Raw genomic sequence first — 22,657 nt, forward strand, 5'->3', positions numbered from 1 at the left:
ATCCAAAGCCCTTCGTCTGGAAGGCGGACCCCGACGAAATCATCGCCGCACGTAACCGGGGGTTCCAAACGTTGGAGTCAATCCACTAGGCGCGGCACGTTAGCAAAGCCCAGCCATTTCTACACTAATGTCTGTAGCGCGACAAATGTCTGTTAAGCCGCATGCTGACCTTCGAGCGCGCGGCCTTATTGCTGATGAAGAACTTGCCGCATTGAAGGCCAAGTTGCTGGAGCAATAGCCCGCCTATGGCGCGCCTCAGAGGGGATGGAAAGGTGGATTAAAATCCCCCCCCATCACAATTTATTTTTAAAACAATTCGTTACTTGACAAATTTGGTGCGCGACGCAGTCCGTAGCGAACCTGTCTCGACACGCGTTTTTCCCATTTGCTGGGAAAGTAGTGGGAAAATCCCCATAAATGGCTTCGGAGCCGCCAAATTCGCAGTGATCCCAAGCGCGTTTCCGCAGTGTTGTGGCTTTGTTTCCCATATCCAGAATTCGTGGGAACTCCGGCTTTTTTTCTGTGAACGGGCATTCCATATCCTCCCTCTGTTCGAAATCGGCTTTTCGCGGAGTGCGCGTTGAGCTATATGCCGTTCCGCAAGCCGCATGCGGTCGGCAGATCCCACCACGGAAAAACAAGAAAGTCTGTTTTTCAGGAGTGGTGAATCATGCCAGTTTCAAATCCAAACAAGCTTCTCGCGGTCGAGTATCGACTGATCAGCGAGCTCATCCCGTATGCGAAAAATGCAAGGCGGCACTCGCAGGCGCAAATCCGGAAGCTTCAGCAAAGCTTGACGGCGTTCGGCTGGACTAACCCACTTATCATCGACGATGCCGACAACCTTCTGTGCGGCCACGGCCGGATCATCGCTGCGCAGGCAAATGGTGAAACCAGGGCCCCGGTGATCAGCCTAGGCTCCATGAGTGAAGCCGACCGGCGCGCTTACATCATTGCGGACAATCGGCTTGCTGAGGATGCCGAGTGGTCGAAGGAGCTGCTCCGTTCGGAGCTCTCAGGCCTGATCGAGCTCGGCTACGACGTCGAGCTAACGGGGTTCGATACATTCGAGATCGACGGAATCCTGTCGTTCGATGAGGTTGATGACGAAGGCGGAGAAGACAACGTCGAGCTGCTGGCAGACCAGGCTGTCCCAGTCACCCGGCCCGGAGACATCTGGCACATTGACGAACAGCGGCTTGCTGTAGGCGACTGCCGGGATATCGCCCTCGTCGAACGGCTGCTGCACGGGAACCGGATCCGGCTCGTCCAGACCGACCCGCCCTACGGCTGCAAGATCGCTAACAACGTTTCCGGCAATGGCCGGGTCAAACATGGCGACTTCCTCGCCGGTGCAGGCGAAACTTCGATGGCTGAGTTTGGCATGACGCTGCTCCGCCCGGCATTCCGTACGATCGCCGCCCACTGCCTGCCGGGCGCGATTGCGTTTGTGTGGACCGACTGGCGAGCACTGCCCTTTATGCTCGACGCGGCGCAAGGGGTGTTCCACGAACTCAAGAACCAGATCGTCTGGGTCAAGGACCCGGGGATGGGAGCATTTTACCGCTCGGCCTATGAGCTGTGCCTCGCGTTCAAGGTCAGCGAGGGCAAGCACACCAGCAACATCGCGCTCGGCCGGCGCAACCGCAGCAATGTGTGGAGGTACCCGGGTGCAAATGCATTCCGCAAGGGCCGACTGCAGGACCTTGCTGATCATCCGACGATCAAGAACCGAAAAATGATCGCCGATGCCATCCTCGATGTCACGAAGCCTGGCGATGTTGTGTTCGACGGTTTTGCCGGGTCGGGAACGACGCTTGTTGCATGCGCGCTTACCGGGCGGCGCGGGTTCGGAATCGAGCTCGACCCGAAGTACGCCGATGTGGTCCTGCGCCGGGTCAGCGAAGTGTCGAAATGCGAGCCGCTGCTGAATGGAAAGATTCCGCTGTCGCAGGTGGCTGCCGAGCGCCTGGGGGACCTGTCATGAGCGGGCAGGACGAGGGCGGAGATGCTCCGCGGTCGCCGGCAGGAGGCCGCCGCAAGGATGGCAGGCCTTACCGCGAAGACAACATGCGCGAGGACGGGAGCTACAAGGTTGGAAAGGGACGTCCGCCGGCAACTGGCCGGTTTGCGGTCGGGGACGGGCGCAAACGCGGGCGCCGGGCGAAGGGGGTGCAGAACGCCGACACCGAGTTCGCGCGCGAGCTCAACCGCAGAATGGTGGTGAAGGAGAATGGCGTAGAGCGAAAGGTGACCAAGAGTCATGCCGTCGACCTGCGGCTGATCGACAATGCGACCCGCAAAGGCGACAACCGGGCCATCGAGATGGTCGACCAGCGAAGGCGCCGGATTGCCGATGCCGCAGAACTTAACCGTCACCGCCACATCCAGAGCGATCAGGCCATCCTCGAAGCTTACCTGCGCGAGCGCGCCGATGAGCTGGCCCTCGATCCCGCCCTTCTCGGTGACCCCGTCCGCGGCGGCGACATTGCCTCCCCTGATAGCCCAGATGATGTTTCGCCGGGCTCTGGTCAGGAGAACTGCGATGGCTGACATTGATGCATCAGATGCCCTTGCGGCTGCGACCCGGCTCGACTTCGGGCTGTTCCTGCAGCGCGCGTTTGGCGAACTCGGCGGCGAAGGCGGTTACTGCCACAACTGGCATATCGACGCGATTATCCACCAGCTCGACCTCGTGCGCGGACGCGGGAATCGCCGGCTTCTCGTCACCATGCCGCCAAGGCACCTGAAGTCGCGGATCATCTCGATCGCATGGGTCGCATGGATGCTGGGTCACAATCCGGCCCTCTCGTTCCTTTGTGTGAGCTACGGGCAGGATCTCTCGGATGATTACGCGCGTGATTGCCTGAAGATCATGCAGTGCCGCTGGTATCGCGAGGCGTTCCCGAACACCGTCATCAAACGTAGCGCGGTCTCCGACATACGCACGACCGCTGGCGGTCGGCGGATGGCGACATCGGTCGACGGGGCAACAACTGGGTTCGGGGCCGACTTCATCATCGTAGACGATCCGATGAAGGGGCAGGACGCAATGTCTCAGGCCGCACGCGACAAGGTCGTGCGCTGGTTTGACGAGACCCTGTCGCAGAGGCTCAATAACCAGATGTTTGGCTCCATCATTGTAGTGATGCAGCGGCTCCACGAAGGCGATCTGGTGGGCGTGCTGAATAAACGCGAGGGCTGGCACGAGCTATGTCTGCCGGCGATCGCCACTCACGACGAGGACGTGACGCTGACGCGCGGCAGGGTCTACCGACGTCGTGAGGGCTGCGCATTGCATCCTGCACGCCTGCCGCTGTCCGAGCTGCTACGCAAGAAAGCCGACAACCCATTCGTGTTTGCGGCCCAGTTCCAGCAGTAGCCAGTGCCGGCGCACGGCAACATGATCGAGGCAAGCTGGCTGCAGGTTTACGACCCTGCAACGCTTGATCTTGGACAAGGTCAGATCGTGATGTCGCTTGATACCGCCTCGAAAGACAATCCGTTCAACGACTGGTCTGTTTGTCTTGTAGCGCTGGTGGCCGGCAAGCGCGTGTACGTGCTCGACGTATTCAGGGCGCGCCTGCAGTTTAATCCACTGAAGGCAAAGGTAATCGAACTAGCCCGCACGCATCATGCGACTACACTGCTGATCGAGGATGCTTCCTCGGGCACGGCGCTGATCCAGTCGCTCGAGGGGGACGAGCCAGTTGGTGTACCTTCTGCGATTGCGCGGCGGCCCGAGGGCGACAAGATTGCCCGCGTCATGAACGTCAGCTCGATGATCATGTCCGGGCGGCTGTTCCTTCCGTCTTGCGCGCACTGGCTTGGTGAGTTCACCGGTGAACTCCTTGGGTTCCCCTCGGCCCGATACGACGATCAGGTCGATGCCCTGTCGCAGCTTCTTATCTGGGTACAGGAAAGGGACCGCTGGCGAGCACCTGCCAACGAAGGGCCGATGGAGATGCTGCTGACCGGATCGGCACTCACCTTTGCTTCGCCGGGCAACTACAATGATCCGTGGGGAGCCTACTGAAACCTGTCGGGATCAGTTGGCATTGAACCCGAATTTGCCATCGAGGAAGCGGCGGTTGTCCATGATCACCGTGATGAGGGCGCTAAACCGAATGCCCGCTTCATGGCTTTCAGAGTTTCTGATCAGGGGCAGGTCGCCGAACGGCTGGGCGCGAAAGTTCAGGGCGGCGGGGCCGCCGCTCTAACTGTCCCCACCTTGTATTTTTCGAACCATGCGAGGATCGCTGATGCCTTGGCCGCGCTTTGCGATGGGCGAGCGGCAATCCCGCCGTGGCTGGCGCCGGGGACCTTGACCAGAGCCGTCGGCACGCCGCGCAGGCGCAGCGCGGTGTAATATTGCTCGGACTCGCTCACCGGGGTGCGGAAATCCTCGGCACCAACCACCACCAGCGTCGGCGTGGTGACGTTGCCGACCAACGAGAGCGGCGACTGCTTCCAGTATAGGTCCGGTGCTTCCCACGGCTGCGCGCCCAGCCAATAGCGCCCGAAGAAAGCGGGATTGTCGGCGGTGAGCACCTGAGTCGTCCAATTGATCACCGGCTTTTGCGTGGCGGCGGCCTTGAATCGGTTGGTCTTGCCCACGATCCAGCTGGTCAGCACACCCCCGCCAGAACCGCCAGTGACAAACAACGCGTCAGGGTCGGCAACGCCTTCTGCAATCGCGGCATCGACGATGCTGATGAGATCATCATAATCATTGCCGGGATAGGCTTTATCGATCCGATTGGCGAAATCCTCGCCATAACTGGTCGAGCCGCGCGGATTGGCCGAGAGGACGGCGTAACCTGCTGCGGCATAAAGCTGATTGTCAGTGGCGAAATGCGGGCCATAGGCAGCAAACGGCCCGCCGTGAATTTCAAGGATCAGCGGCACCCGCGTGCCCGCCACATAGCCCGGCGGCAGCGTTAGCCAACCTTCGATAGGAAGGCCATCAAAGCTCGACTTTGTAGTGATCTTGCGCACTTCGCCCATTGTCTTGACCGCCTTCAATGAGGCATTGAGATCAGTGAGCGTCCGGGTCTTGCCTGCCGCTGCCAGTATCAACTCCGCAGGTAAGACTGGCGCACCGCCGGTAAAGGCAATGGCATCGTTGCCTGCGACCGAAAAGTTGCCGCCAGTATAGGGCCGATCGAAGCTGCTGCCGGTCAGCCCCAGCACAACATCGCGGATCGCCCCATTGAGGCCAATCCGCGCGACCCGCGTTTCTCCGCTGATGTCGTATTGCGCATAAATCGCGGTGCCGTCAGCATCCCAGACAATCCCCATTGGGCTGAAATCCCAGCTCTCGGTAAGATTGCGAATCCCCGTACCGTCAGGGGCCATGATGTAGAGATCGTCATCCTCATAAGCGCGGCCCGCATCGTCGAAGCCTAGAAATGCGATCAGCTTGCCATCTGGCGAGACTGCGGGGCTGTGATCGGGGCCATTTCGGTTGGTGAGCGCAGTGATGGCCTCGCTGGCGATGTCAAACTCGTAAAGCTCGCTCTCGACCGGCTGGTTCTGCCAATCGGGCTTGCGATTGGCGCTGAAATAGAGCCTGCGCCCGTCCTTGGAAAAGGCCAGCATGCCGCCATCGTGATAGTCGCCAAAGGTCAGTTGGCGCGGCGCTCCGCCGGTGGCAGGAATGATGAAGACCTTCTCGAAACCGGGCCTCAGATATCCCGCCCCGTCCGCACGGTAGGCAAGCAGGTCGTAGGTTTCGAGCGGCTCGGCCCACTTGGCGCCCTCGGGCTTGCCTTCGGGGGCCTTGCCCAGTTTCAAGCCTTCGCCTTCAACCAGCATAGTGTAGGCTATTGCTGCGCCATCGGGCGACCACGTAATGCCAGAGGGACTGCTCGGCAAACTCGTGAGCCGCACTTCCTCGCCGCCTTTCAGCCACTTTACCCACAACTGCGCATCCCCGCTTGCGGTGGAGACATAGGCGAGGCGCGTGCCGTCTGGCGACCAGCGCGGCGCAAAGGCATCAGCCTCCCCCGATCCGCCCGCCAGCGGGACCTGCTCGCTTGTGCGGGTGTCGACGAGCCAGATCGAGCGACGCGCCCGGTCGGTCATGATGTCGTTGCTGACCCGAACATAGGCAATGCGACTGCCATCCGGGCTGATCTGCGGATCGCTCGCCATCGACAGGTCGAACAGGTCCTGCGCGGTAAAGCGCCGCTCCGGACCGCTAGGTGCGGCAACAGAGGTGGCCGCTTCCTCAGGTGTTGATTGCGCCAGCGCGCCATCGGCAGCCAGCAGCACCAGCGCTCCGGCAAGGCAGGTTGTCTTCATCATCAACCGCAATCCCTTGTTGTCCGTCCGACAATGAAGCGCGAACGTGCGTTGGTCAAACCCGCTTACTTCGTCCCGGATGCCGCCGCGAAGCGAAGCTAGACCTTGCCCCAATTCACCACCTGCCACCATCCTTCCAGATGGTTGCTCCGGCGGCTCTGGTGCTCAAGGAAATAGGCGTGTCCCCACACTTCATTGCCAAGGATCGGCGTGTCCTTATCGGTGGCATAGAGAGGCGAGGTCGGCAACGACTCAGTCAGATACTGGAGAATCAAAGGCTGCCAAGTTTCTTGGTAGCAATCCTCCTTCTTGGCTCTGGTACGCATTTGCAGGTTCTCTCACCCTGTCCGCGGTCGCACTTAGATGGTGACTAGAGATTTTTGGGGATGGCGTGGTTCCCGTCGCACTTTTCTTCCCTGTCATTCTTGTTTGCACGCTGGTCGGAGGGATTGGCCCCGGCTTGTTCGTCCTCATCATTGCGATGGTTGCTGTCAAAATCCCTTGGTCCGCCCGGGATGCCGCCGATGGATGACGCGGCACGCGATGCCTATTTCGGCTTCGCCGCTCGTGGGATCTTCAATGGCAACCAAGCGGACCGCGCGGCCTATTGCCCAATGCTCGATGGGCTGCACGCCGCCATGCCCGACCCATTTGATAGCTCGATTGCCTTCCCCGCGATCTGGATAAGGCATAGCAATCTCGTCATGAAGATCTATTCGGAGTGCATCCACCCCGCCAACATGTTCGGCTTGATGAACCTGTGGATCGATATTGATCCCTTCAACCGCACGATCCGCGATCCCCGCTGCGCTTGAGCGCGCACGAATTGACGCTTTTTTGACGGTCTGCCCGGTTGACCGAACGCAGCGTTCAGCCGCATTCATTGGCCCACAAGCAAACGTCAATCTGGCTCCTGCACTGACGCTCACCAAACGGCTTGTTCAGGGCGCAGGAGAAGTGTTGCCGTCGAAATCCGCAGTCGAGGGGGGCGCGGATAGAGTGGGCCCCGGAGGGCGATAATGCGACCCGGTCGCCCGCTGGCATTCACCCCCCAGGCAAGGGGGCATTCAAGATGACCAGCACCGCAACACCCGCAAGCGATCTGCATCACGCCTATGTCGCGGCGATCAATCCCAACGATACCGGCCGCAACGGGGGCGCTGATATGGCCAAGCTCCCTTTCTGGTCTGCCGCCGCGTTCTTCTTGGCGCCGCTTGCGGCTTCCGCCAACAGCAGCACCACTCTCGAACAACAGGTCGTCGAGGACGATCAAATCAACTATGTGACCGGCGACCCCGCGACCTGGCCTATTGAGCTGGAGGCAACCATTGCCGCGCCGGACAATCACAAGATCCTGTTGGAGAATGAGCGCGTCCGTGTGCTTGAGGTCACGCTTGGCCCCGGCGAGGTCGAGCCGCTTCATTTCCATCGCTGGCCCAGCGTTCTCCATATCATGCAGGCCGATGAATGGATTGACCGCGACGCCCACGGAAACGTGATCTTCGATTCGCGCGCTGGGCCTTCCTTAGAGCTGCCCCTAACCATGTGGAAAGGCCCTGAAGCCCCCATTCTCCAGTCAACCTGAGCGATAGTGTCGAAGTCCGATTGATCCGGGTGGAGATCAAGGACGATACTGGCAAGGCCGATCTGACGCCAATACTCGACAACCGCACCCGCGTGATAATCAAAGGCATCCGCTCAGGCGATGTGTCGGGGATCATGGCGCTTTATGGCCCCGGTTCGGTGTATTCGGCTGATAATGCAACGCTGCTTTCGGACCTCGAAGCCATCAAAGCCTTCTGGGTTGGTGTTGCCTCCAGCGCTGCGCATGATGCCACGCTAGAAGTGCTGAAGATCGAACGGCTTGGCCCCGATTCTTTTGTGGAAATTCAGAAATACGATGTCTTCGACGCGGCAGGCGAACGGCTGTTCGGCGGCTATGCCTCGCTCCTTTGGCGCCGCGTGGACGGCCGCTGGATCATCGCGGCGGACGTGTCGAATTGACCGGCCTTTCCGCCTTTGACCTCACCGGCAAGGTCGCCGTCATCACCGGCGGCAATCGCGGGATCGGGCGCGCTATTTCGGTGGGTTTCGCAAAGACGGGCGCGGCGGTCGCGAGAGGCCGAAGAATGTGCAGGTGCAGCGGTGTTCCTCGCCAGCGCGGTGGCGGACTTCGTGACCGGCATCACCCTGCCGGTCGACGGCGGATATTCGGTTTTCTGAGCAAGGACTGCGACTAATGAGCAATCGCGACATCATCATGGCGCTATATGCAGAGTTCGACCGGGGCGACATGGATGCCGTGCTGGCGCTAATGGCCGACGATATCGTCTGGCACGAAGCGGAAAACAATAAGTGGGCTGACGGCAATCCCTATGTCGGGCCGCAGGCCGTGGCCGCAGGCGTGTTCGCCCGCGTTCCCGAAGAATACCACAGTTTCGCGGTCGAGGTGGGGCAGGTCGTCGCAGATGACGACACGGTGGTGATGCAGGGGCGATACCGCGCCAGGGTCAAGGCAAGCGGGGCCGAGATCGCGCCGCAGATCGTCCACTGGTGGACCTTGAAGCACGGCAAGATCACCGGCTTTCAACAGCACGTCGATACCTTCGCGCTCGCCAAGGCAATGGGTGAACCGGCGTGACGCCGTTTGCCAACAAGGTCGCGATCGTTACCGGCGCGAGCACCGGGATTGGCGAGGCAACAGCGCGTTTGCTTGCTCAGCGCGGCGCTATTGTGGTGCTCGCCGCGCGGCGTGAGGAAATGATTGCCGCACTTGCCGGGGAGATTTTGGGCGCCGGGGGCACGGCCAGTTTCATCCGTACGGATGTCAGCGATGCGGGCGAAGTCGAGGCGATGGTCGCGCATGCGATCGACACCCACGGCCGGCTCGACATCGCGGTCAACAATGCAGGCATCGGCGCACAGGTCCATTCGATCGTGGAATTGCCCGATGATTATTGGGACAGCGTGCTGAACACCAACCTCAAAGGCAATTTCCTGTGCCTGAAACATCAGGCGCGCGCGATGGTGGCGGCGGGCGATGGCGGGGCGATCATCAATGTCGGTTCGGTCAACACCTTCCTCGGCCGACCGGGCGCGGCGGCCTATTGCGCTTCCAAGGCGGGGCAACTGGCGCTGACCACCAGCGCCTCGGCGGAGTTGGCGGCGCAGGGGATCAGGGTCAATCTGGTGTGTCCCGGTGTCACCGACACACCATTGCATCACCAGATCAAGGGCAATCTCGGCCCCGATGCCTTTGAAGGCCTGAAAGCGCAGACCCACCAGCGCCGCATCGGTGAACCGGCAGAGATCGCCCGCGCCATCGCCTTCCTCGCCTCCGACGAAGCCAGCTTCATCACTGGCACCACGCTGACCGCTGATGGCGGCTTTCACATGACGCTTTGAAAGGGATCCCTCCATGCTGATCCGCAAGCCCGAAAAGGTCATTCGCACCTGGCACACCGACAGCCGGATCTGGGACAGTTTCGAACTGCACGCCGGTGACATCATCGTCTGCACCCCGCCCAAGACCGGGACGACCTGGACGCAGCGCATTGTCGGCATGCTGCTCGCGCAGTCAGCCGAGCCGCGCCAGATCATGGAAGAGCAGCCTTGGCTCGATGCGCGGTTCATCCCGCAGACCGAAGTCGCCGCCGCGTTATCCGCTGCGGAAGGGCGGCGCGGGCTCAAGTCTCATTCGCCGCTCACCGCGCTGCCGCTGCATGACGATGTGTTCTATATCAACGTCGCCCGCGACCCGCGCGATGCGGTAATGTCGTTTCATAATCATTCGATCAATTTGAGCGACGATTTTCTCGCCGGTCGTGATCAGGATGGGCTGGCGGACCCGTTGATCGCGGCCACTTATCCGCGTGCGCTGGAAGACCAGCGAGCATTCTTTCGGCGCTGGCTGCGAGATCCCGACTACGCGCCGTTTGACGATTTCACGATCGCCGAATTCATGGAGCTCGAGACCAGTTTCTGGGAAGCACGCGAGCGGTCCAATGTGCTGCTGGTCCATTACAACGACCTCAAGGCAGATCGCGAAGGCGAAATGCGCCGGATCGCGCACTTCTGCGGCATCACGACACCTGAGCCGCTGTTAGCAGAAATGGTCGAGGCAGCCGGGTTTGCCAGCATGAAGCGCGACGGGGCGAAGCTTCTGGGACTGGCCGAACAGGCCTTCAAGGGCGGGGCCGATGCCTTCCTCCACAAGGGCACAAACGACCGTTGGCGCAGTGTTCTGACCGATGAAGACCTCGCCGATTACCGCGCAGCCATCGAGGCTAGCGTTCCCGCCGATCTTGCCAACTGGCTGGAACATGGGCGCCTGACCGCCCTTGATACGACATCGGTTTCCACGCGAGCTTAAGCCGCAAAAAAGGGGGCACAATCATGGCACAGGCAATTCCGGCGGGCGCAGCGGCGCTTGCGGCAAGGCTTCCGGCGCTTTCCAAACATCGCAACGCGCAGTTTGCGACGATCACCGTGCTCTATTTCCTGCAGGGCGATGCGGCGATGCGGCGGGCGGTAATCGCTGCAACGCAGCAGGCCGCGTCCCAGCCATTGCCGCTCTGGCTGCAAGTCACCGAGGCGGGGCGACCGCTCTGCCGCAGCATGGGCTTTCGCGATGCTGCGCACATGCGGCTGCATGTTCTCCAAGGAGCAGCGCATTGACCCGCCCGCGGCCCACCGCATTCGAGGGCGAGCTTGAACGGCGTCTGGCGATCCTCGCGCAGGATGAAGGAGCCGATCGGCGCCTGCCTGTGGCGGACACCATGGCGCTCGCAGCGATCACCATCGGATCCTTCGCGGTCGTTCTTATTGCACAGGCGTTCTAGGGCATGGCGGTCACCAACAATATCGAAGCTGCGCTTGCCGAAACGCTTCCCCTGCTACCAGAAGAACGCAGTTGGTCGTTCCGCGATATGCTGGCGGTCAAAAGCGGGCTTTCGATCGCTACGTGGGGATTCTTGTTCGGCGGAGCGACCGGGCAGCTTGTCGGCTTTGTTGATGGTGCTATCGCGCTGTTCTTTGGCACGGCCATCGGCCTTGGCATCCTGTTTTTCGCGCTGCTGCTGCCGGTTTATCGAACCGGCACCGAAAGCTTCGTCTACATGCGCAGCGCGTTCGGCCCGAGCGGAACAAGCCTGCTGGCTGTGCTGCTGGTGATGAGTGTTGTCCCGTTCAGTTCTGCAATCCTTTCGATCATGGCAGGCGATGCCACACGCGAAGTGCTGATCGGGCTCGATTTTCTCGCCCCAGCGCCTGTCTGGCCGGTCGCGCAAGCGACAGCTCTTGGCGTGCTCGTAATCAGCTGCCTGCTTGCCGCGCGGGGAGGCGATGGAGGTTCGGCAATTGGTTCTGGCCTCTCCTGAGCTCAGTCTCAATCAGCTTGGTAAGCGTGAGGGCCGCTGCCGCACCCAGCTTGGCAAGCTGTTCCGGATATCATGGTTGAGCCCGCGCATCGTGGAATCGATCATCGATGGTCGTCAGCCGGCGCGGCTCGATCGCAGGATGCTGCTTGAGGCGGACCTGCCGCAGTGCTGGACAGATCAGAAGCGGATGCTTGGGTTCGCCATCTGAGGTCACCGGTCTCTTGAAATATTCGACGCGGAGCGGCGTCGGCTCCGCGTCCCTCGTTCGATGACTCCATGGCCAAGCAAAGAGTCTCAGCGCACTTTGTGCCAGTGATCTCAACGCACTCTGCGGTGACTTGCGGTCAGTTTTTCAGGGGCAGAGATTGGGCTGAGATTTGCGCCTACGTTTGGGCCTCAAACGCCGTCTCTGGCACACACTCGGCACTTTCCACGCGCAGAAAGGCGCAGAACTGCGCGCTTTCTGGCGATGCTTTAGGGAAGTAAAATCCTTGCAAAACAAGGACTTACTGTTTGGTGCGGTCGAGAAGACTCGAACTTCCACGGGCTTTCGCCCACAACGACCTCAACGTTGCGCGTCTACCAGTTCCGCCACGACCGCACTCGGGTATGTCGGGGCAGCCAAGGTGCTGGCCCCGCGGTAGGAGCGGCCCACTAGCAAGGGGTTTAGCACCGCGCAAGCCGCTTAATTGGGCGCCCAACCCAGATCGGCAACCGCCGCGCCGGGAGGAATGTTGGCGATCGCTTCGGTCACGGTGACGGTTTCTCCTGGAGCCAGCTGGCGTTTGGCCGGAACCACCACCCAATCACCGACCTTGCGTTCGCGCGCGTCGCTGAACACCACCAGCAGGTTGGGCGCGGTCAATGTTTCGCGCGCGGTGTTGGTTATGGTGCCGCGCACCCGGAACATGGTCTCGCCGTTCTCCAGCGTTTCGGGGCGCTGTTCGGCGGGTGGGAAATCGAGTTCAAGCCCCGGTTGGCCGATGCCGAAGGTCGGTTGGCTTAAGGGAAACCAGTCCGGCAGGCTGTAGTAATTGACCGCAACAATTGTCCCGGTTGCCAGCACAGCAAAGATTGCCGCAGCAAAAGTCCACAATTTTAACGTGTTGCGCCGCCGGATGAAGGGGGCGCGGTACCCGAAGCGCGATTCCTCATCTGCAAATTCCTCATCTGCAAACGGGGGGTCAGCATCCGGTTCGGCATAGGCCTCACGTTCGTCAGGCGCGGCGGGCGGATCGGTGCGGGGGATTACCCGGCTTTCATCGCCATCTGCCGTGTTCTGGCTAAGCCCGCGTCGCAAGGCGCGCACCGCAATCGACGATTCGTCATAATCGGTCGCTGAAGATGCGGGGGTATCCGATGTGCGCCAATGGTTGATCGAAGGGCCTTCGCCGGACGCTTCAGGAGCGGGCTGCGGCATCGCTGGTTCTGGTGCAGGGGTAGCGGGCGGCGGGGTGGGGGCAGCAGCGGCGCGGGGCGGTGCCGCCGCAGCGTCAACCGGGTTTTCCAGATCGAGCACCTGCGGGTCCTGAAACCAGCTATGCTTGCACTTGGCGCAGCGCACAGTCCGCCCGTCGCTGCCGATGGCAGCATCGGGCACCGCGTAGCGGGTGCCGCAGGCTGGGCAGGCGATGATCATCTCTTGAATTGCAATAGCCTTCGTTCATCCGCGCACAAGGGCAAGCACCCCCACACAGGCGATTTCAGCGGGTTTTTCCACATCGTGAGCGATTTTTCGGCACTCTTTGTTACGAGCGTGCGATGTTCGCCTTCCCCCGGCCTTGCCGCGCTGATAGGTGCGCGCAATGAATGATCGCCTTGCCGGACACGTGAAGTTTGACAATGTCGGCCTGCGTTACGGCACCGATCCCGAAGTGCTGAGCAACCTGTCTTTCACGCTTTACCCCGGCAGCTTCTATTTTCTGACCGGCGCGAGCGGGGCGGGCAAGACCAGTTTGTTGAAACTGCTTTACCTCGCGCAGCGGCCATCGCGCGGGGCGATCCGGATGTTCGGGCAGGATTTGATCACCATGCCGCGCGAACGCCTGCCCGATCTGCGGCGGCGGCTGGGGGTGGTGTTCCAGAATTTCCGGCTGGTGCCGCACCTTACCGCCTTTGACAATGTCGCTTTGCCGCTGCGGCTGGCAGGCGCGGATGAAAAGCGGGTGGTGAAGGCGGTTGCGGAGATGCTCGACTGGGTCGGGCTCACCCACCGCGCCCATGCGATTCCGGCGACGCTGTCGGGTGGGGAGCAGCAGCGCGTGGCCATTGCCCGCGCCGTGATCGCGCGCCCGCAAATGCTGATCGCGGACGAGCCGACCGGCAACGTCGATCCCGAAATGGCGCTGAAACTGCTGCGCCTGTTCGAAGCCTTGAACAACCGCGTGGGGACGACCGTGGTGGTGGCGACCCACGATGTCCACCTGCTCAAGAAAGTGCCCGATTCGCTGATTATGCGGCTGAACAAGGGGCAGTTGTCCGATCCGACCGGCGCACTGCGTTATCCCCCTCGCCCAGCCGCCTCGGGTGAGAGTGGGGCATGAACACGCCGCCGCCGCCTCTGTCGGATGCACCCGAAACCGATAGCGCCGCCGATCTGGCCACCCCTGCGCGCAACCGGGCAGCGGCGCGGCTGCTGCCTGCAAGCCGCTTTGCCGGGCCGATCCCTTGGGTCATCGCGATCCTGATCGCGCTGGTGGTGATCGCGGCGGCGGGCGGGCTGGCGTTAAAGAACCTGGCGACCAGCGCCAGCGCCGATCTGTCGGCGGCGGTGACGGTGCAGGTGATCGAACCCAACCCCGATTTGCGCGCGGCGCGCGGCGCTGATGCGGTGCGGGTGTTGACCGCAATGGATGGGGTGCGCGCGGTGCGACTGGTGCCCGAGGCAGAATTGGTCGCCCTGCTTGAACCCTGGCTGGGTGAAGGCGCGGCGAGCGGCGATGTGCCGATCCCGGCGCTGATCGATGTCGAGCTGTCGCGCAGCGCTGCCCCTGATGATATCGCCCGGATCGCGGCGGCGCTTGAACAAACGGTTCCCGGCGCGCGGGTTGATGCCCAATCGGACTGGCTGCAACCGGTCTATCGCGCGCTGTCGGCGCTGCAATGGCTGGCGCTGGGGCTGATTGCGCTGGTGGCGCTGGCGACCGCGGCGGCGGTATGGCTGGCGGCGCGCAATGCCTTTGCCGGCGCGCGCGACACGGTTGAGATCATTCACCTGCTCGGCGCGACCGATCGTCAGATTTCCGCCGTGTTCCTGCGCACCGTGCTGCGCGAAGCCGCTTTCGGAGCGGTGGTCGGCGCGGGTCTGGGCGTGGCCGCGGTGTTGCTGCTGGGACAGCAATTCGCCGCGCTGGATAGCGGTTTGACCAGCGGCGTTGGATTTGGCCTTGCTGAGTGGCTGGTGATCGCTGCCGTTCCGCTTGCCGGGGTGCTGATTGCGTTGCTGACAGCGCGGATCACCATTGCGCTTGCCCTCAAGGACATGCTCTAGGGGCAGGCATGATCCGGCGCGGTGTTTCTTTGGTGTTTCTGGTCTGGGTGATCGGCTTCCTGTGGTTCGTCGTGACGCTTCCGGAGGAGGCATCCGACGTGACAACCGACGCGGTGATCGTGCCGACCGGCGGGGCCGGGCGGATCGCGCGCGGGCTGGAGGTGCTGGATCAGGGGTTGGCCGCCAAAATGCTGGTCAGCGGGGTCGATTCCGAAGTGCGCCCCGGCGAATTCGCTGCCGAATTCGGGGTTGCGCCGGAACAGATGGAATGCTGCGTCACGCTGGGCTTTGCGGCGGTGGATACCCGTTCCAATGCGGCGGAAACTGCCAAGTGGGTGGCGCAGAACGAAGTCACATCGATAAGGCTGGTGACGACCGATTGGCATATGCGCCGCGCCGCGGGTGAGGTTGAACGGACGCTGCCCGACCATGTCACCGTGATTCGCGATGCCGTGCCTTCGCAACCGGATTTCGGCACATTGTTTCTGGAATATCACAAACTGATCGCCAGCCGGGCGGCGGGGCTTGCCGAGTTATGATCTTCCTCCTCGCCGCGCTGCGCAGCCTGGCGTTTTATGTGCTGTTTTATGGCGGCAGCGTATTTCTGGTGAGCGCATCGGTGATCGCGATTGTCGCGCGCAAGGCGTGGCTGCGCCCGGTGGTGGCCAAGTGGGGCGGTTGGCATTTGTGGTGTGTGGAACACGTGCTCGGCATCGAAGTGGTGATCGACGGCGAAATCCCCGATATGCCGGTGCTGATCGCGGTCAAGCATGAGAGTTTCTTCGAAGCGATTGATACTCCGCGCCTGTTCACCTTCCCGGCGGTGTTCGCCAAGCAGGAATTGTTCAGCATCCCGGGCTGGGGCTATTCGGCGCTGACCTATGGGTTGATCCCGGTGGCGCGCGACAAGGGGGCGAAGACTTTGCGCGAAATGCTCGCCGTGGCAAAGCAGCGCGTGGCAGAAGGGCGTCCGCTGGTGATCTTCCCCGAAGGCACGCGCGTGGCGCAAGGCACGCGGCCGGGGTTGCAGGCGGGGTTTGCCGGGCTTTACAAACTGCTGCGCCTGCCGGTGGTGCCGATCGCGGTGGATAGCGGGGCGGCCTATCACCACGTGGTCAAGCGCCCGGGGCGGATCACCTACAAGGTCGGCGAGACGATCCCCGCGGGCCTGCCGCGCGATGAGGTCGAGGCGCGGGTGCATGACGCGATCAACGCGCTGAACAGGTGAGGTTTCCATCTGCCATGTCCGCTGTCGGGAGAGAACGGCAGCGGCGCTGATGACCGGAAGTGGGTCGATTGCTGCCATACTCACACTGGTAATTCCACCAAGCTGTTGCCTACCGAACGATTCGTCGGCAATTCACCCTGATGAAGCTAATGCGCAATCCGATCCGGCTGGTGCCGAGCCTTTTTCTGCTCGCAATAGCTGTGGGAACTGTGCTGCTAAGCCTGCCGATTGCTACCGCTGACGGCACCCGGGCGCCGTTACTGACAGCCTTGTTTACAGCAACTTCGGCGATCGCCGTCACCGGGCTGGTGGTGGTCGATACGGGTACCTACTGGTCACCTTTTGGGCAAGCCGCGATCCTGTTGATGTTTCAGATAGGCGGACTTGGGATCATGACGGCGGCAACCCTGTTTGGCCTGATCGCCGGTCGCGGCTTTGGCTTGCATGATCGCATGGCCACGCAGGTTGAGCGCGGACGGCTTGAACGCGGCGATGCGCTATCTGTGCTGAAGCTGGTTTTCACCATCACGATTATCGTCGAGGCGGCGGTGGCCACAATCCTCGCGCTGCGCATGGCAGCAAGTTACGATATGAGTGTGGGCAGCGCGATATGGCACGGGGTGTTCCATGCGGTCAGCGCCTTCAACAATGCTGGGTTCTCTACCCATGCCGACAGCGTGATGGGGTATCAGTCCGATCCGGTGATCCTGGTGCCAATCATGCTCGCTGTGATCCTGATGGCGCTCGGCTTTCCGGTGATGCAGGATTTGCGCGACAAGCGGTTCGCGTGGAAGCGGTGGTCGCTTCATTCCAAGATTACCGTCTACGGCACAGCCGCTCTGCTGGCGTTGGGCTTTGTCGCAATCCTGGCGATGGAATGGACCAATGCGGCAACGCTTGGCCCGATGGGCGTGGGAAGCAAGCTGCTCAATGCCGCGTTCCATTCGGTGATGCCGCGCACCGCCGGCTTCAACAGCGTCGATGTGGGCGCGTTCCACGATCAGACGCTGATGGTAAATTACCTCCTCATGTTCATTGGCGGCGGCAGTGCGGGCACAGCGGGCGGGATCAAGGTAACGACCTTCATCGTGCTGTTCGCGATCGTCCTGTCCGAAGTGTTGGGCCGCCGCGATGCCGGATTGTTCGACCGCCGCTTCGGCAGCGAGATTGAGCGGCAGGCGCTCACCGTGACCGCGCTGGCGGGCGGCATCATCTTCGTCGCCGCCACTTACATCTCCGCGATCACCACGCTGCCCCTTCCCACGATCCTGTTCGAGTGCATCTCCGCCTTTGCCACCGTCGGCCTGTCTACCGGCATTACCGCCGATCTGCCGCCATCCGCGCAGGTGGTGCTCGTGCTGTTGATGTTCATCGGCAGGGTGGGAACAATAACCGTCGCCACCGCGCTTGCCGTAGGACGGCCGCCGCGGCCCTATCGCTATCCCAAGGAGAATCTCATTGTCGGCTGACAAGCGCAAACCCGTTCTGGTCGTGGGCCTTGGCCGCTTCGGCGGCGCGGTTGCCCGGACGCTCACCAACATGGGCAGCGAAGTGCTGGGGGTGGATAGCGATCCCCACCTGGTGCAGGAATATGCAGCAGACCTCACCAAGGTGGTCGAGGCCGATTGCACCGATGGTGATATGCTGCGGCAGTTGGGTGTCGCTGATTTCGAGGCGGCGGTGGTCGCGATCGGCAGCGATATCGAAGCTAGCGTGCTGACGGTGCTGGCGCTCGCCGATCTGGGCCTCACCAACATCTGGGCCAAGGCGAGCAATGCGAAGCACGCGCGGATCCTCGAACGCATCGGCGCGACCCATGTCGTGTTCCCCGAACAGCGCATGGGCGAACGGGTCGCGCATCTGCTTAACGAGCGGCTGCTGGATTTCATCGCCTTTGGCGATGAGTTCGCGATTGCGCGCCTTCGCGCTCCCGAGCCGATAATCGGCCTGCCGCTGGTGACCAGCGCATGTCGCAAGAAATATGATGTCACTGTTGTGGGCGTGAAGCGTGCGGGTGAGGCGTTTATTCATGCTGTGCCCGACACGATCATCTTCCCCGACGACGAATTGGTTGTGTCAGGCAGGATCAAGGATATCGAGCGCTTTTCGGCGATCTGATCCAGCATGGGGCAGCTGTCGGGTCGTCAGTTCCTTTCGCGGATGTCTAGTTCGGCGCCATTCCCCGAATGGCGGCTTTTATCGCGAAGGCTCGCCAAGCCGACCTGCTTTCCTACTCTGGCGCGACCTGTCAGCGTGGCCTGCATGAACCGTCCGAAATCCGCCTTCGCCATCCCGCAAAACCGCCCTGTGGCGGCCGGCGCGGGGCGGCGGATTTTTCTGCTTCTGGACAGTGTAACATGTGTCTCCAACAGGCGGGCCGGAAGGAGGCGCAGGAATGAGGGAGCGGGCGTCTATTCCCCGTGCCCCCTATTCCCCGTGCCCCCTATTCCCCGTGCCCACGTCCGAAATCGGGCCGCTCATCATCCTGCCCCTGTTCGATCACCTGCCGCCGGATCGCGCGGGTGCGGGTGAACAGATCGAACAGCGTATCCCCGTCGCCTGATCGGATCGCGCGTTGCAGCGCGGTGAGGTCTTCGGAAAAGCGCCCCAGCATCTCCAGCACCGCGCCTTTGTTGGTCAGGAATACATCGCGCCACATCACCGGATCGGACGCGGCGATGCGGGTGAAGTCGCGGAAGCCCCCGGCGGAATATTTGATCACCTCGCTTTGGGTGACATCCTCCAGATCGCTCGCCGTGCCGACAATCGTGTAGGCGATCAGGTGCGGGATGTGGCTGGTCACGGCGAGCACCAGATCATGGTGCGCGGCGTCCATCAGTTCGACCTTCGAGCCGAGCGCCGCCCAGAAGTCCGAAAGCGCCGCCAGCGCCGCCGGGTCGACGCCATCGGGCGGGGTGATGATGCACCAACGGCCCGCGAACAGCGTGGCAAAGCCCGCCTCCGGCCCGCTCTGTTCGGTGCCTGCGACGGGGTGGGCAGGGATGATGCAGGCCTCCGGCAATGCGGCGGAGAGCGCGTCTGCCACGGCTTCCTTGGACGAGCCGACATCGCTGATGATCGCGTGGGGGGAAAGGCCGGGGGCAAGTTCGCGCGCCGCATCGCCCATCGCGCCAACGGGCACGCAGAGGATGACAAGATCGGCACTGGCAACGGCCTCAGCGGCGGTATCGCATACCCGGCCCACCAGCCCGCGCTCCGCCGCCTTGGCGCGCACCTGCGGGTCGCGGTCCCAGCCGGTGGTGGCAATGTCCAGCCCGCGCGCCTGCACGGCGAGCCCGATCGAACCGCCGAGCAGCCCCAGCCCGATGATCGCGACGCGTTCGATCGTCACGCCGGTTCTCCGCACAGGGCGCGCAAGGCGGCGATCACGCCGGTCATGGCGTCCGCCGTGCCGATGGTAATGCGCAGCGCGTCTGGCAGGCCCTGTCCGGGCAAATGCCGCACCGCATATCCCGCGTCGGCCAGCGCAGTGAGTGCGGCTGCGGCGGTCACACCGCCGCCGAAATGCACCAGCACGAAATTGGCCTCGCTGGGGGAGGCGGTCAGGCCGTGATTGCCCAGCGCGGCGATAGCATCGCAAAACCGCGCGCGTTCCGCCGCGTTGTGGGCGCGGCTGGCGGCGACGAAACCCTGATCGCCGAGCGCCGCAATCGCTGCCTTCTGCCCGCTGGTGGAAACATTGAACGCCCCGCGCAGCCGGTTGATGAGGTAGATCAGCTCCGGCGCGCCGGTCGCCCAGCCCACGCGTTCCGATGCAAGTCCGTAAGCCTTGGAAAATGTCCGCGTGACCAGCACGTTGTCATGCGCTGCCGCCAGATCAAATGCCGCGTGCTGATGCGCGGGGTCGACATATTCGGCGTATGCTTCATCCACCACCAACAGCACCTGCGGCGGCAGGCCCGCGTGCAGCCGCGCCACTTCGGCAGGCGGCAGGAAGGTGCCAACCGGGTTGTTGGGGTTGTCGAGCAGCACGACCTTGGTGTTCGGCGTGACGGCGGCGATCAGCTTGTCGACCGACGCGGCATAGGCTGCATCATCCGCAAACACCGGAACCGCGCCGACCCGGTGCGCCAGCAGTGGGTAAAGCGAAAAGGAATAGCGCGAAAACACCACCTCATCCCCCGGCCCGGCCACGGCCTGCACCGCGCATTGCAGCAATTCGCCCGAACCCGCACCACACACGATCCGGTCGGCATCAAGCCCGTGCAACGCCGCGATGGTTTCGCGCAGCGCCCGCGCATCGGGATCAGGATAATCGGCGGCGATATGCGGCATTGCCAGCGCCGCCAGCGCCGCCGGGCTGGAGCCGAGCGGGTTTTCATTGGCGGACAGCTTGACCAGCGGCGTGCCGCTGGCCGAGCGCGATGCGCCCGGTTGATAGGCGTGGATCTGGGCGATCCAGAGTTTGGGCTGAGGTTTGGTTGTCATCGCAAGCCCGATTAAAGAAAAACAGCCCTTCGACAAGCTCAGGGTGAGCGGTTATGGGGCTAACCTCAAAATTAATCCGCTCGTGCTGAGCTTGTCGAAGCACTGCCCCTTGTTCGGTTAAGTGCCACGTGTTGAACCCTTCGCTTGTATTTCAGATCCCCCAGCCCCTGCCGCTCGATAGCGGGCAGGCGCTCGACGGCGCGCAGATTGCCTATCAGACCTATGGCGCGCTTGCGCCCGATGCGTCGAATGCGGTGCTGGTGTGCCATGCGCTGACCGGGGATCAATATCTTGCCAGCGCACACCCGATCACCGGCAAGCCGGGGTGGTGGGAACGCATGGTCGGCCCCGGCAAGCCGATCGATACCAACCGCCATTTCGTGATCTGCGCCAATGTGATCGGTTCCTGCATGGGATCAACTGGCCCCTCCAGCATCGCGCCCGATGGGCAGCCCTATGCGATGCGCTTCCCCGTCATCACCATCCGCGACATGGTGCGCGGGCTGGTGGCGCTGCTTGATGGGCTGGGGATCGCGCAACTCCACGCCGTGGTGGGCGGATCGATGGGCGGGATGCAGGCATTGAGCCTCGCCGCCAACTGGCCCGAACGCGCCGCGCGGGTGCTGGTGCTGGCGTCAACCGCGCGCCATTCGGCACAGAATATCGCGTTTCACGAGGTTGGGCGTCAGGCGATCATGGCCGATCCGGCGTGGGCGGGCGGCGATTACTACGCCAGCGAGGCGCGGCCCGATAATGGCCTCGCCGTCGCCCGGATGGCGGCGCATATCACCTACCTGTCCGAGGCTGGGCTGACCGAAAAGTTCGGGCGACGCTTGCAGGATCGTGAGGCCAAGGGTTTCGGCTTTGATGCCGAATTCCAGGTGGAAAGCTATCTGCGCTATCAGGGCAGCGGGTTTACGCGGCGCTTCGATGCCAATTCCTATCTCTACATCACCCGCGCGATGGATTATTTCGATCTGGCCGAGGAACATGGCGGCAAGCTCGCCAACGCCTTTGCCGGGACGCAGGCGCGCTTCTGCCTGATCAGCTTTGATACCGACTGGCTGTATCCCACTGCGGAAAGCCGCCACATCGTCCACGCGCTCAACGCCGCGGGCGCGAAGGTCAGCTTTGTCGAACTCAGCGCAGCCCATGGGCATGACAGTTTCCTGCTCCCCCACGATCAGTGTGATCGGGTGGTTAAGGGGTTCATCGAATGACGCTCCGACCCGATCTGGCCGCTATCGCCGCCCATGTCGCACCCGGCAGCCGGGTGCTCGATATCGGCTGCGGCGACGGCGCGTTGATGGCGGAACTCCAAAGCGTCAGCGGATGCGATGCGCGCGGGATGGAGCTGGACGGCGCGCTGGTGGAACGCTGCGTTGCGCGCGGGCTATCGGTGGTGCAGGGCGATGCCAATGTCGATCTGGCCGAATATCCCGACAAGGCGTTTGACTACGCGATCCTCAGCCAGACGTTGCAAACCGCGACCCGGCCCGATCTGATCCTCGATGAGCTGCTGCGCGTCGGGCGGCGGGCGTTTGTTTCCTTCCCCAACTTTGCCCACTGGCGCACCCGCGCGGCACTGATGTTCGGCGGGCGGATGCCGGTCACGCGCGCCTTGCCGGTCAGTTGGTACGAGACGCAGAACATCCACCATGTGACGGTGGAGGATTTCCGCGATCTGGCGCGGGAAAAAGGCGCGAGGATCGAACGTGCGTGGTTCTTTGCCAATGAAAGCGAAATCGGCGCGCCAGCAGCGAACTGGCGCGCCGAATTCGCGGTGTTTGAATTAAGCCGGTAAGA

Annotated in this window: 28 protein-coding genes and 1 tRNA gene; 23 read left to right on the forward strand and 6 right to left on the reverse strand. The window is 62.4% G+C overall.

Annotated elements, in window-relative coordinates; genetic code table 11:
- Positions 1-670: 670 nt before the first annotated feature.
- Genes ACSSV3_RS10725 through terL form a run of 4 tightly spaced genes read left to right on the forward strand, consistent with a single transcriptional unit; the run spans position 671 to position 4,036 of the window.
- Positions 671-1,987, forward strand: a complete 1,317-nt coding sequence (locus tag ACSSV3_RS10725; protein ID WP_354325322.1) for a site-specific DNA-methyltransferase — start codon at positions 671-673, stop codon at positions 1,985-1,987.
- A complete protein-coding gene (locus ACSSV3_RS10730) occupies positions 1,984-2,553 on the forward strand; it encodes a DUF5681 domain-containing protein (RefSeq protein WP_354325323.1) in 570 nt (189 codons plus the stop codon). The genes ACSSV3_RS10725 and ACSSV3_RS10730 overlap by 4 nt, the downstream gene beginning before the upstream one ends.
- Positions 2,546-3,382 carry a hypothetical protein gene (locus ACSSV3_RS10735; RefSeq protein ID WP_454184804.1) on the forward strand — a complete coding sequence of 279 codons (837 nt, stop codon included), beginning with the start codon at positions 2,546-2,548 and terminating at the stop codon, positions 3,380-3,382. Before ACSSV3_RS10730 ends, ACSSV3_RS10735 begins: the two co-directional genes overlap by 8 nt.
- 21 nt (positions 3,383-3,403) lie before the next feature.
- Positions 3,404-4,036, forward strand: a complete 633-nt coding sequence (terL, locus tag ACSSV3_RS10740) for a phage terminase large subunit (protein ID WP_454184805.1) — start codon at positions 3,404-3,406, stop codon at positions 4,034-4,036.
- Between the two features lie 158 nt (positions 4,037-4,194).
- On the opposite strand, the gene ACSSV3_RS10745 is transcribed toward terL, so the two are convergent.
- A complete protein-coding gene (locus ACSSV3_RS10745) occupies positions 4,195-6,306 on the reverse strand; it encodes a S9 family peptidase (RefSeq protein ID WP_354325641.1) in 2,112 nt (703 codons plus the stop codon).
- Positions 6,307-6,404: 98 nt separating this feature from the next.
- Positions 6,405-6,632, reverse strand: coding sequence for a Fe-Mn family superoxide dismutase (locus tag ACSSV3_RS10750; protein ID WP_354325327.1), 228 nt, complete (start codon positions 6,630-6,632; stop codon positions 6,405-6,407).
- A gap of 198 nt (positions 6,633-6,830) precedes the next feature.
- Between ACSSV3_RS10750 and ACSSV3_RS10755 the strand changes: the two genes are divergently transcribed.
- The 11 genes from ACSSV3_RS10755 (at position 6,831) to ACSSV3_RS10805 (ending at position 11,892) form a co-directional block, all read left to right on the forward strand.
- Entirely contained in the window at positions 6,831-7,121 is a 291-nt protein-coding gene (locus ACSSV3_RS10755; RefSeq protein WP_354325329.1) for a hypothetical protein, read from the forward strand.
- A 257-nt stretch (positions 7,122-7,378) separates the two neighbouring features.
- Entirely contained in the window at positions 7,379-7,891 is a 513-nt protein-coding gene (locus ACSSV3_RS10760; RefSeq protein ID WP_354325331.1) for a hypothetical protein, read from the forward strand.
- A 20-nt stretch (positions 7,892-7,911) separates the two neighbouring features.
- A complete protein-coding gene (locus tag ACSSV3_RS10765; RefSeq protein ID WP_354325332.1) occupies positions 7,912-8,310 on the forward strand; it encodes a DUF4440 domain-containing protein in 399 nt (132 codons plus the stop codon).
- 15 nt (positions 8,311-8,325) lie between these two features.
- Positions 8,326-8,529, forward strand: a complete 204-nt coding sequence (locus tag ACSSV3_RS10770) for an SDR family oxidoreductase (RefSeq protein ID WP_354325334.1) — start codon at positions 8,326-8,328, stop codon at positions 8,527-8,529.
- A gap of 16 nt (positions 8,530-8,545) precedes the next feature.
- Positions 8,546-8,947 (forward strand): nuclear transport factor 2 family protein, encoded by a 402-nt coding sequence (locus ACSSV3_RS10775; protein WP_354325335.1) that lies wholly within the window; start codon positions 8,546-8,548, stop codon positions 8,945-8,947.
- Entirely contained in the window at positions 8,944-9,711 is a 768-nt protein-coding gene (locus ACSSV3_RS10780; protein WP_354325336.1) for an SDR family NAD(P)-dependent oxidoreductase, read from the forward strand. The genes ACSSV3_RS10775 and ACSSV3_RS10780 overlap by 4 nt, the downstream gene beginning before the upstream one ends.
- A gap of 13 nt (positions 9,712-9,724) precedes the next feature.
- The gene (locus ACSSV3_RS10785) at positions 9,725-10,678 is read left to right on the forward strand and encodes a sulfotransferase domain-containing protein (RefSeq protein ID WP_354325338.1); all 954 of its coding nucleotides are present in this window, start codon (positions 9,725-9,727) and stop codon (positions 10,676-10,678) included.
- A gap of 23 nt (positions 10,679-10,701) precedes the next feature.
- A complete protein-coding gene (locus tag ACSSV3_RS10790; RefSeq protein ID WP_354325340.1) occupies positions 10,702-10,983 on the forward strand; it encodes a hypothetical protein in 282 nt (93 codons plus the stop codon).
- Positions 10,980-11,147: a hypothetical protein gene (locus ACSSV3_RS10795; RefSeq protein ID WP_354325342.1), complete on the forward strand. Its 168-nt coding sequence runs from the start codon at positions 10,980-10,982 to the stop codon at positions 11,145-11,147. The genes ACSSV3_RS10790 and ACSSV3_RS10795 overlap by 4 nt, the downstream gene beginning before the upstream one ends.
- A gap of 3 nt (positions 11,148-11,150) precedes the next feature.
- On the forward strand, positions 11,151-11,684 hold the full coding sequence (locus ACSSV3_RS10800; protein ID WP_354325344.1) for a hypothetical protein: 534 nt from the start codon (positions 11,151-11,153) through the stop codon (positions 11,682-11,684).
- Positions 11,650-11,892, forward strand: a complete 243-nt coding sequence (locus ACSSV3_RS10805) for a hypothetical protein (RefSeq protein WP_354325346.1) — start codon at positions 11,650-11,652, stop codon at positions 11,890-11,892. The genes ACSSV3_RS10800 and ACSSV3_RS10805 overlap by 35 nt, the downstream gene beginning before the upstream one ends.
- Before the next feature lie 306 nt (positions 11,893-12,198).
- Here the strand turns inward: ACSSV3_RS10805 and ACSSV3_RS10810 are convergent.
- Positions 12,199-12,285 (reverse strand) — tRNA-Leu (locus tag ACSSV3_RS10810).
- Positions 12,286-12,369: 84 nt separating this feature from the next.
- Positions 12,370-13,323, reverse strand: a complete 954-nt coding sequence (locus ACSSV3_RS10815) for an MJ0042-type zinc finger domain-containing protein (RefSeq protein ID WP_354325348.1) — start codon at positions 13,321-13,323, stop codon at positions 12,370-12,372.
- 166 nt (positions 13,324-13,489) lie between these two features.
- Between ACSSV3_RS10815 and ftsE the strand changes: the two genes are divergently transcribed.
- From ftsE to ACSSV3_RS10845, 6 genes are all read left to right on the forward strand, one after another.
- Positions 13,490-14,227: a cell division ATP-binding protein FtsE gene (gene ftsE, locus ACSSV3_RS10820; protein WP_354325349.1), complete on the forward strand. Its 738-nt coding sequence runs from the start codon at positions 13,490-13,492 to the stop codon at positions 14,225-14,227.
- Positions 14,224-15,174, forward strand: a complete 951-nt coding sequence (locus ACSSV3_RS10825) for a cell division protein FtsX (RefSeq protein WP_354325351.1) — start codon at positions 14,224-14,226, stop codon at positions 15,172-15,174. Before ftsE ends, ACSSV3_RS10825 begins: the two co-directional genes overlap by 4 nt.
- A gap of 8 nt (positions 15,175-15,182) precedes the next feature.
- Entirely contained in the window at positions 15,183-15,713 is a 531-nt protein-coding gene (locus ACSSV3_RS10830) for a YdcF family protein (protein WP_354325352.1), read from the forward strand.
- The gene (locus tag ACSSV3_RS10835) at positions 15,710-16,402 is read left to right on the forward strand and encodes a lysophospholipid acyltransferase family protein (protein WP_354325354.1); all 693 of its coding nucleotides are present in this window, start codon (positions 15,710-15,712) and stop codon (positions 16,400-16,402) included. The genes ACSSV3_RS10830 and ACSSV3_RS10835 overlap by 4 nt, the downstream gene beginning before the upstream one ends.
- Positions 16,403-16,542: 140 nt before the next feature.
- Positions 16,543-17,871 (forward strand): TrkH family potassium uptake protein, encoded by a 1,329-nt coding sequence (locus ACSSV3_RS10840; protein ID WP_354325356.1) that lies wholly within the window; start codon positions 16,543-16,545, stop codon positions 17,869-17,871.
- Complete coding sequence (locus ACSSV3_RS10845; RefSeq protein WP_354325358.1) at positions 17,861-18,520, forward strand: potassium channel family protein; 660 nt, start codon at positions 17,861-17,863, stop codon at positions 18,518-18,520. The genes ACSSV3_RS10840 and ACSSV3_RS10845 overlap by 11 nt, the downstream gene beginning before the upstream one ends.
- A gap of 325 nt (positions 18,521-18,845) precedes the next feature.
- Here ACSSV3_RS10845 and ACSSV3_RS10850 read toward each other — a convergent pair whose 3' ends face one another.
- Together ACSSV3_RS10850 and ACSSV3_RS10855 are read right to left on the reverse strand one after the other, a co-directional pair.
- The gene (locus ACSSV3_RS10850; protein WP_354325360.1) at positions 18,846-19,754 is read right to left on the reverse strand and encodes a prephenate/arogenate dehydrogenase family protein; all 909 of its coding nucleotides are present in this window, start codon (positions 19,752-19,754) and stop codon (positions 18,846-18,848) included.
- Positions 19,751-20,851 carry a pyridoxal phosphate-dependent aminotransferase gene (locus ACSSV3_RS10855; RefSeq protein WP_354325361.1) on the reverse strand — a complete coding sequence of 367 codons (1,101 nt, stop codon included), beginning with the start codon at positions 20,849-20,851 and terminating at the stop codon, positions 19,751-19,753. The genes ACSSV3_RS10850 and ACSSV3_RS10855 overlap by 4 nt, the downstream gene beginning before the upstream one ends.
- A 131-nt stretch (positions 20,852-20,982) precedes the next feature.
- Here ACSSV3_RS10855 and metX point away from each other — a divergent pair, with 131 nt between their 5' ends.
- Positions 20,983-22,071 (forward strand): homoserine O-acetyltransferase MetX, encoded by a 1,089-nt coding sequence (metX, locus tag ACSSV3_RS10860; RefSeq protein WP_354325363.1) that lies wholly within the window; start codon positions 20,983-20,985, stop codon positions 22,069-22,071.
- Positions 22,068-22,655, forward strand: a complete 588-nt coding sequence (metW, locus tag ACSSV3_RS10865) for a methionine biosynthesis protein MetW (protein ID WP_354325364.1) — start codon at positions 22,068-22,070, stop codon at positions 22,653-22,655. Before metX ends, metW begins: the two co-directional genes overlap by 4 nt.
- Positions 22,656-22,657: the final 2 nt, after the last annotated feature.

The organism is Porphyrobacter sp. MBR-49, assembly GCF_053628655.1.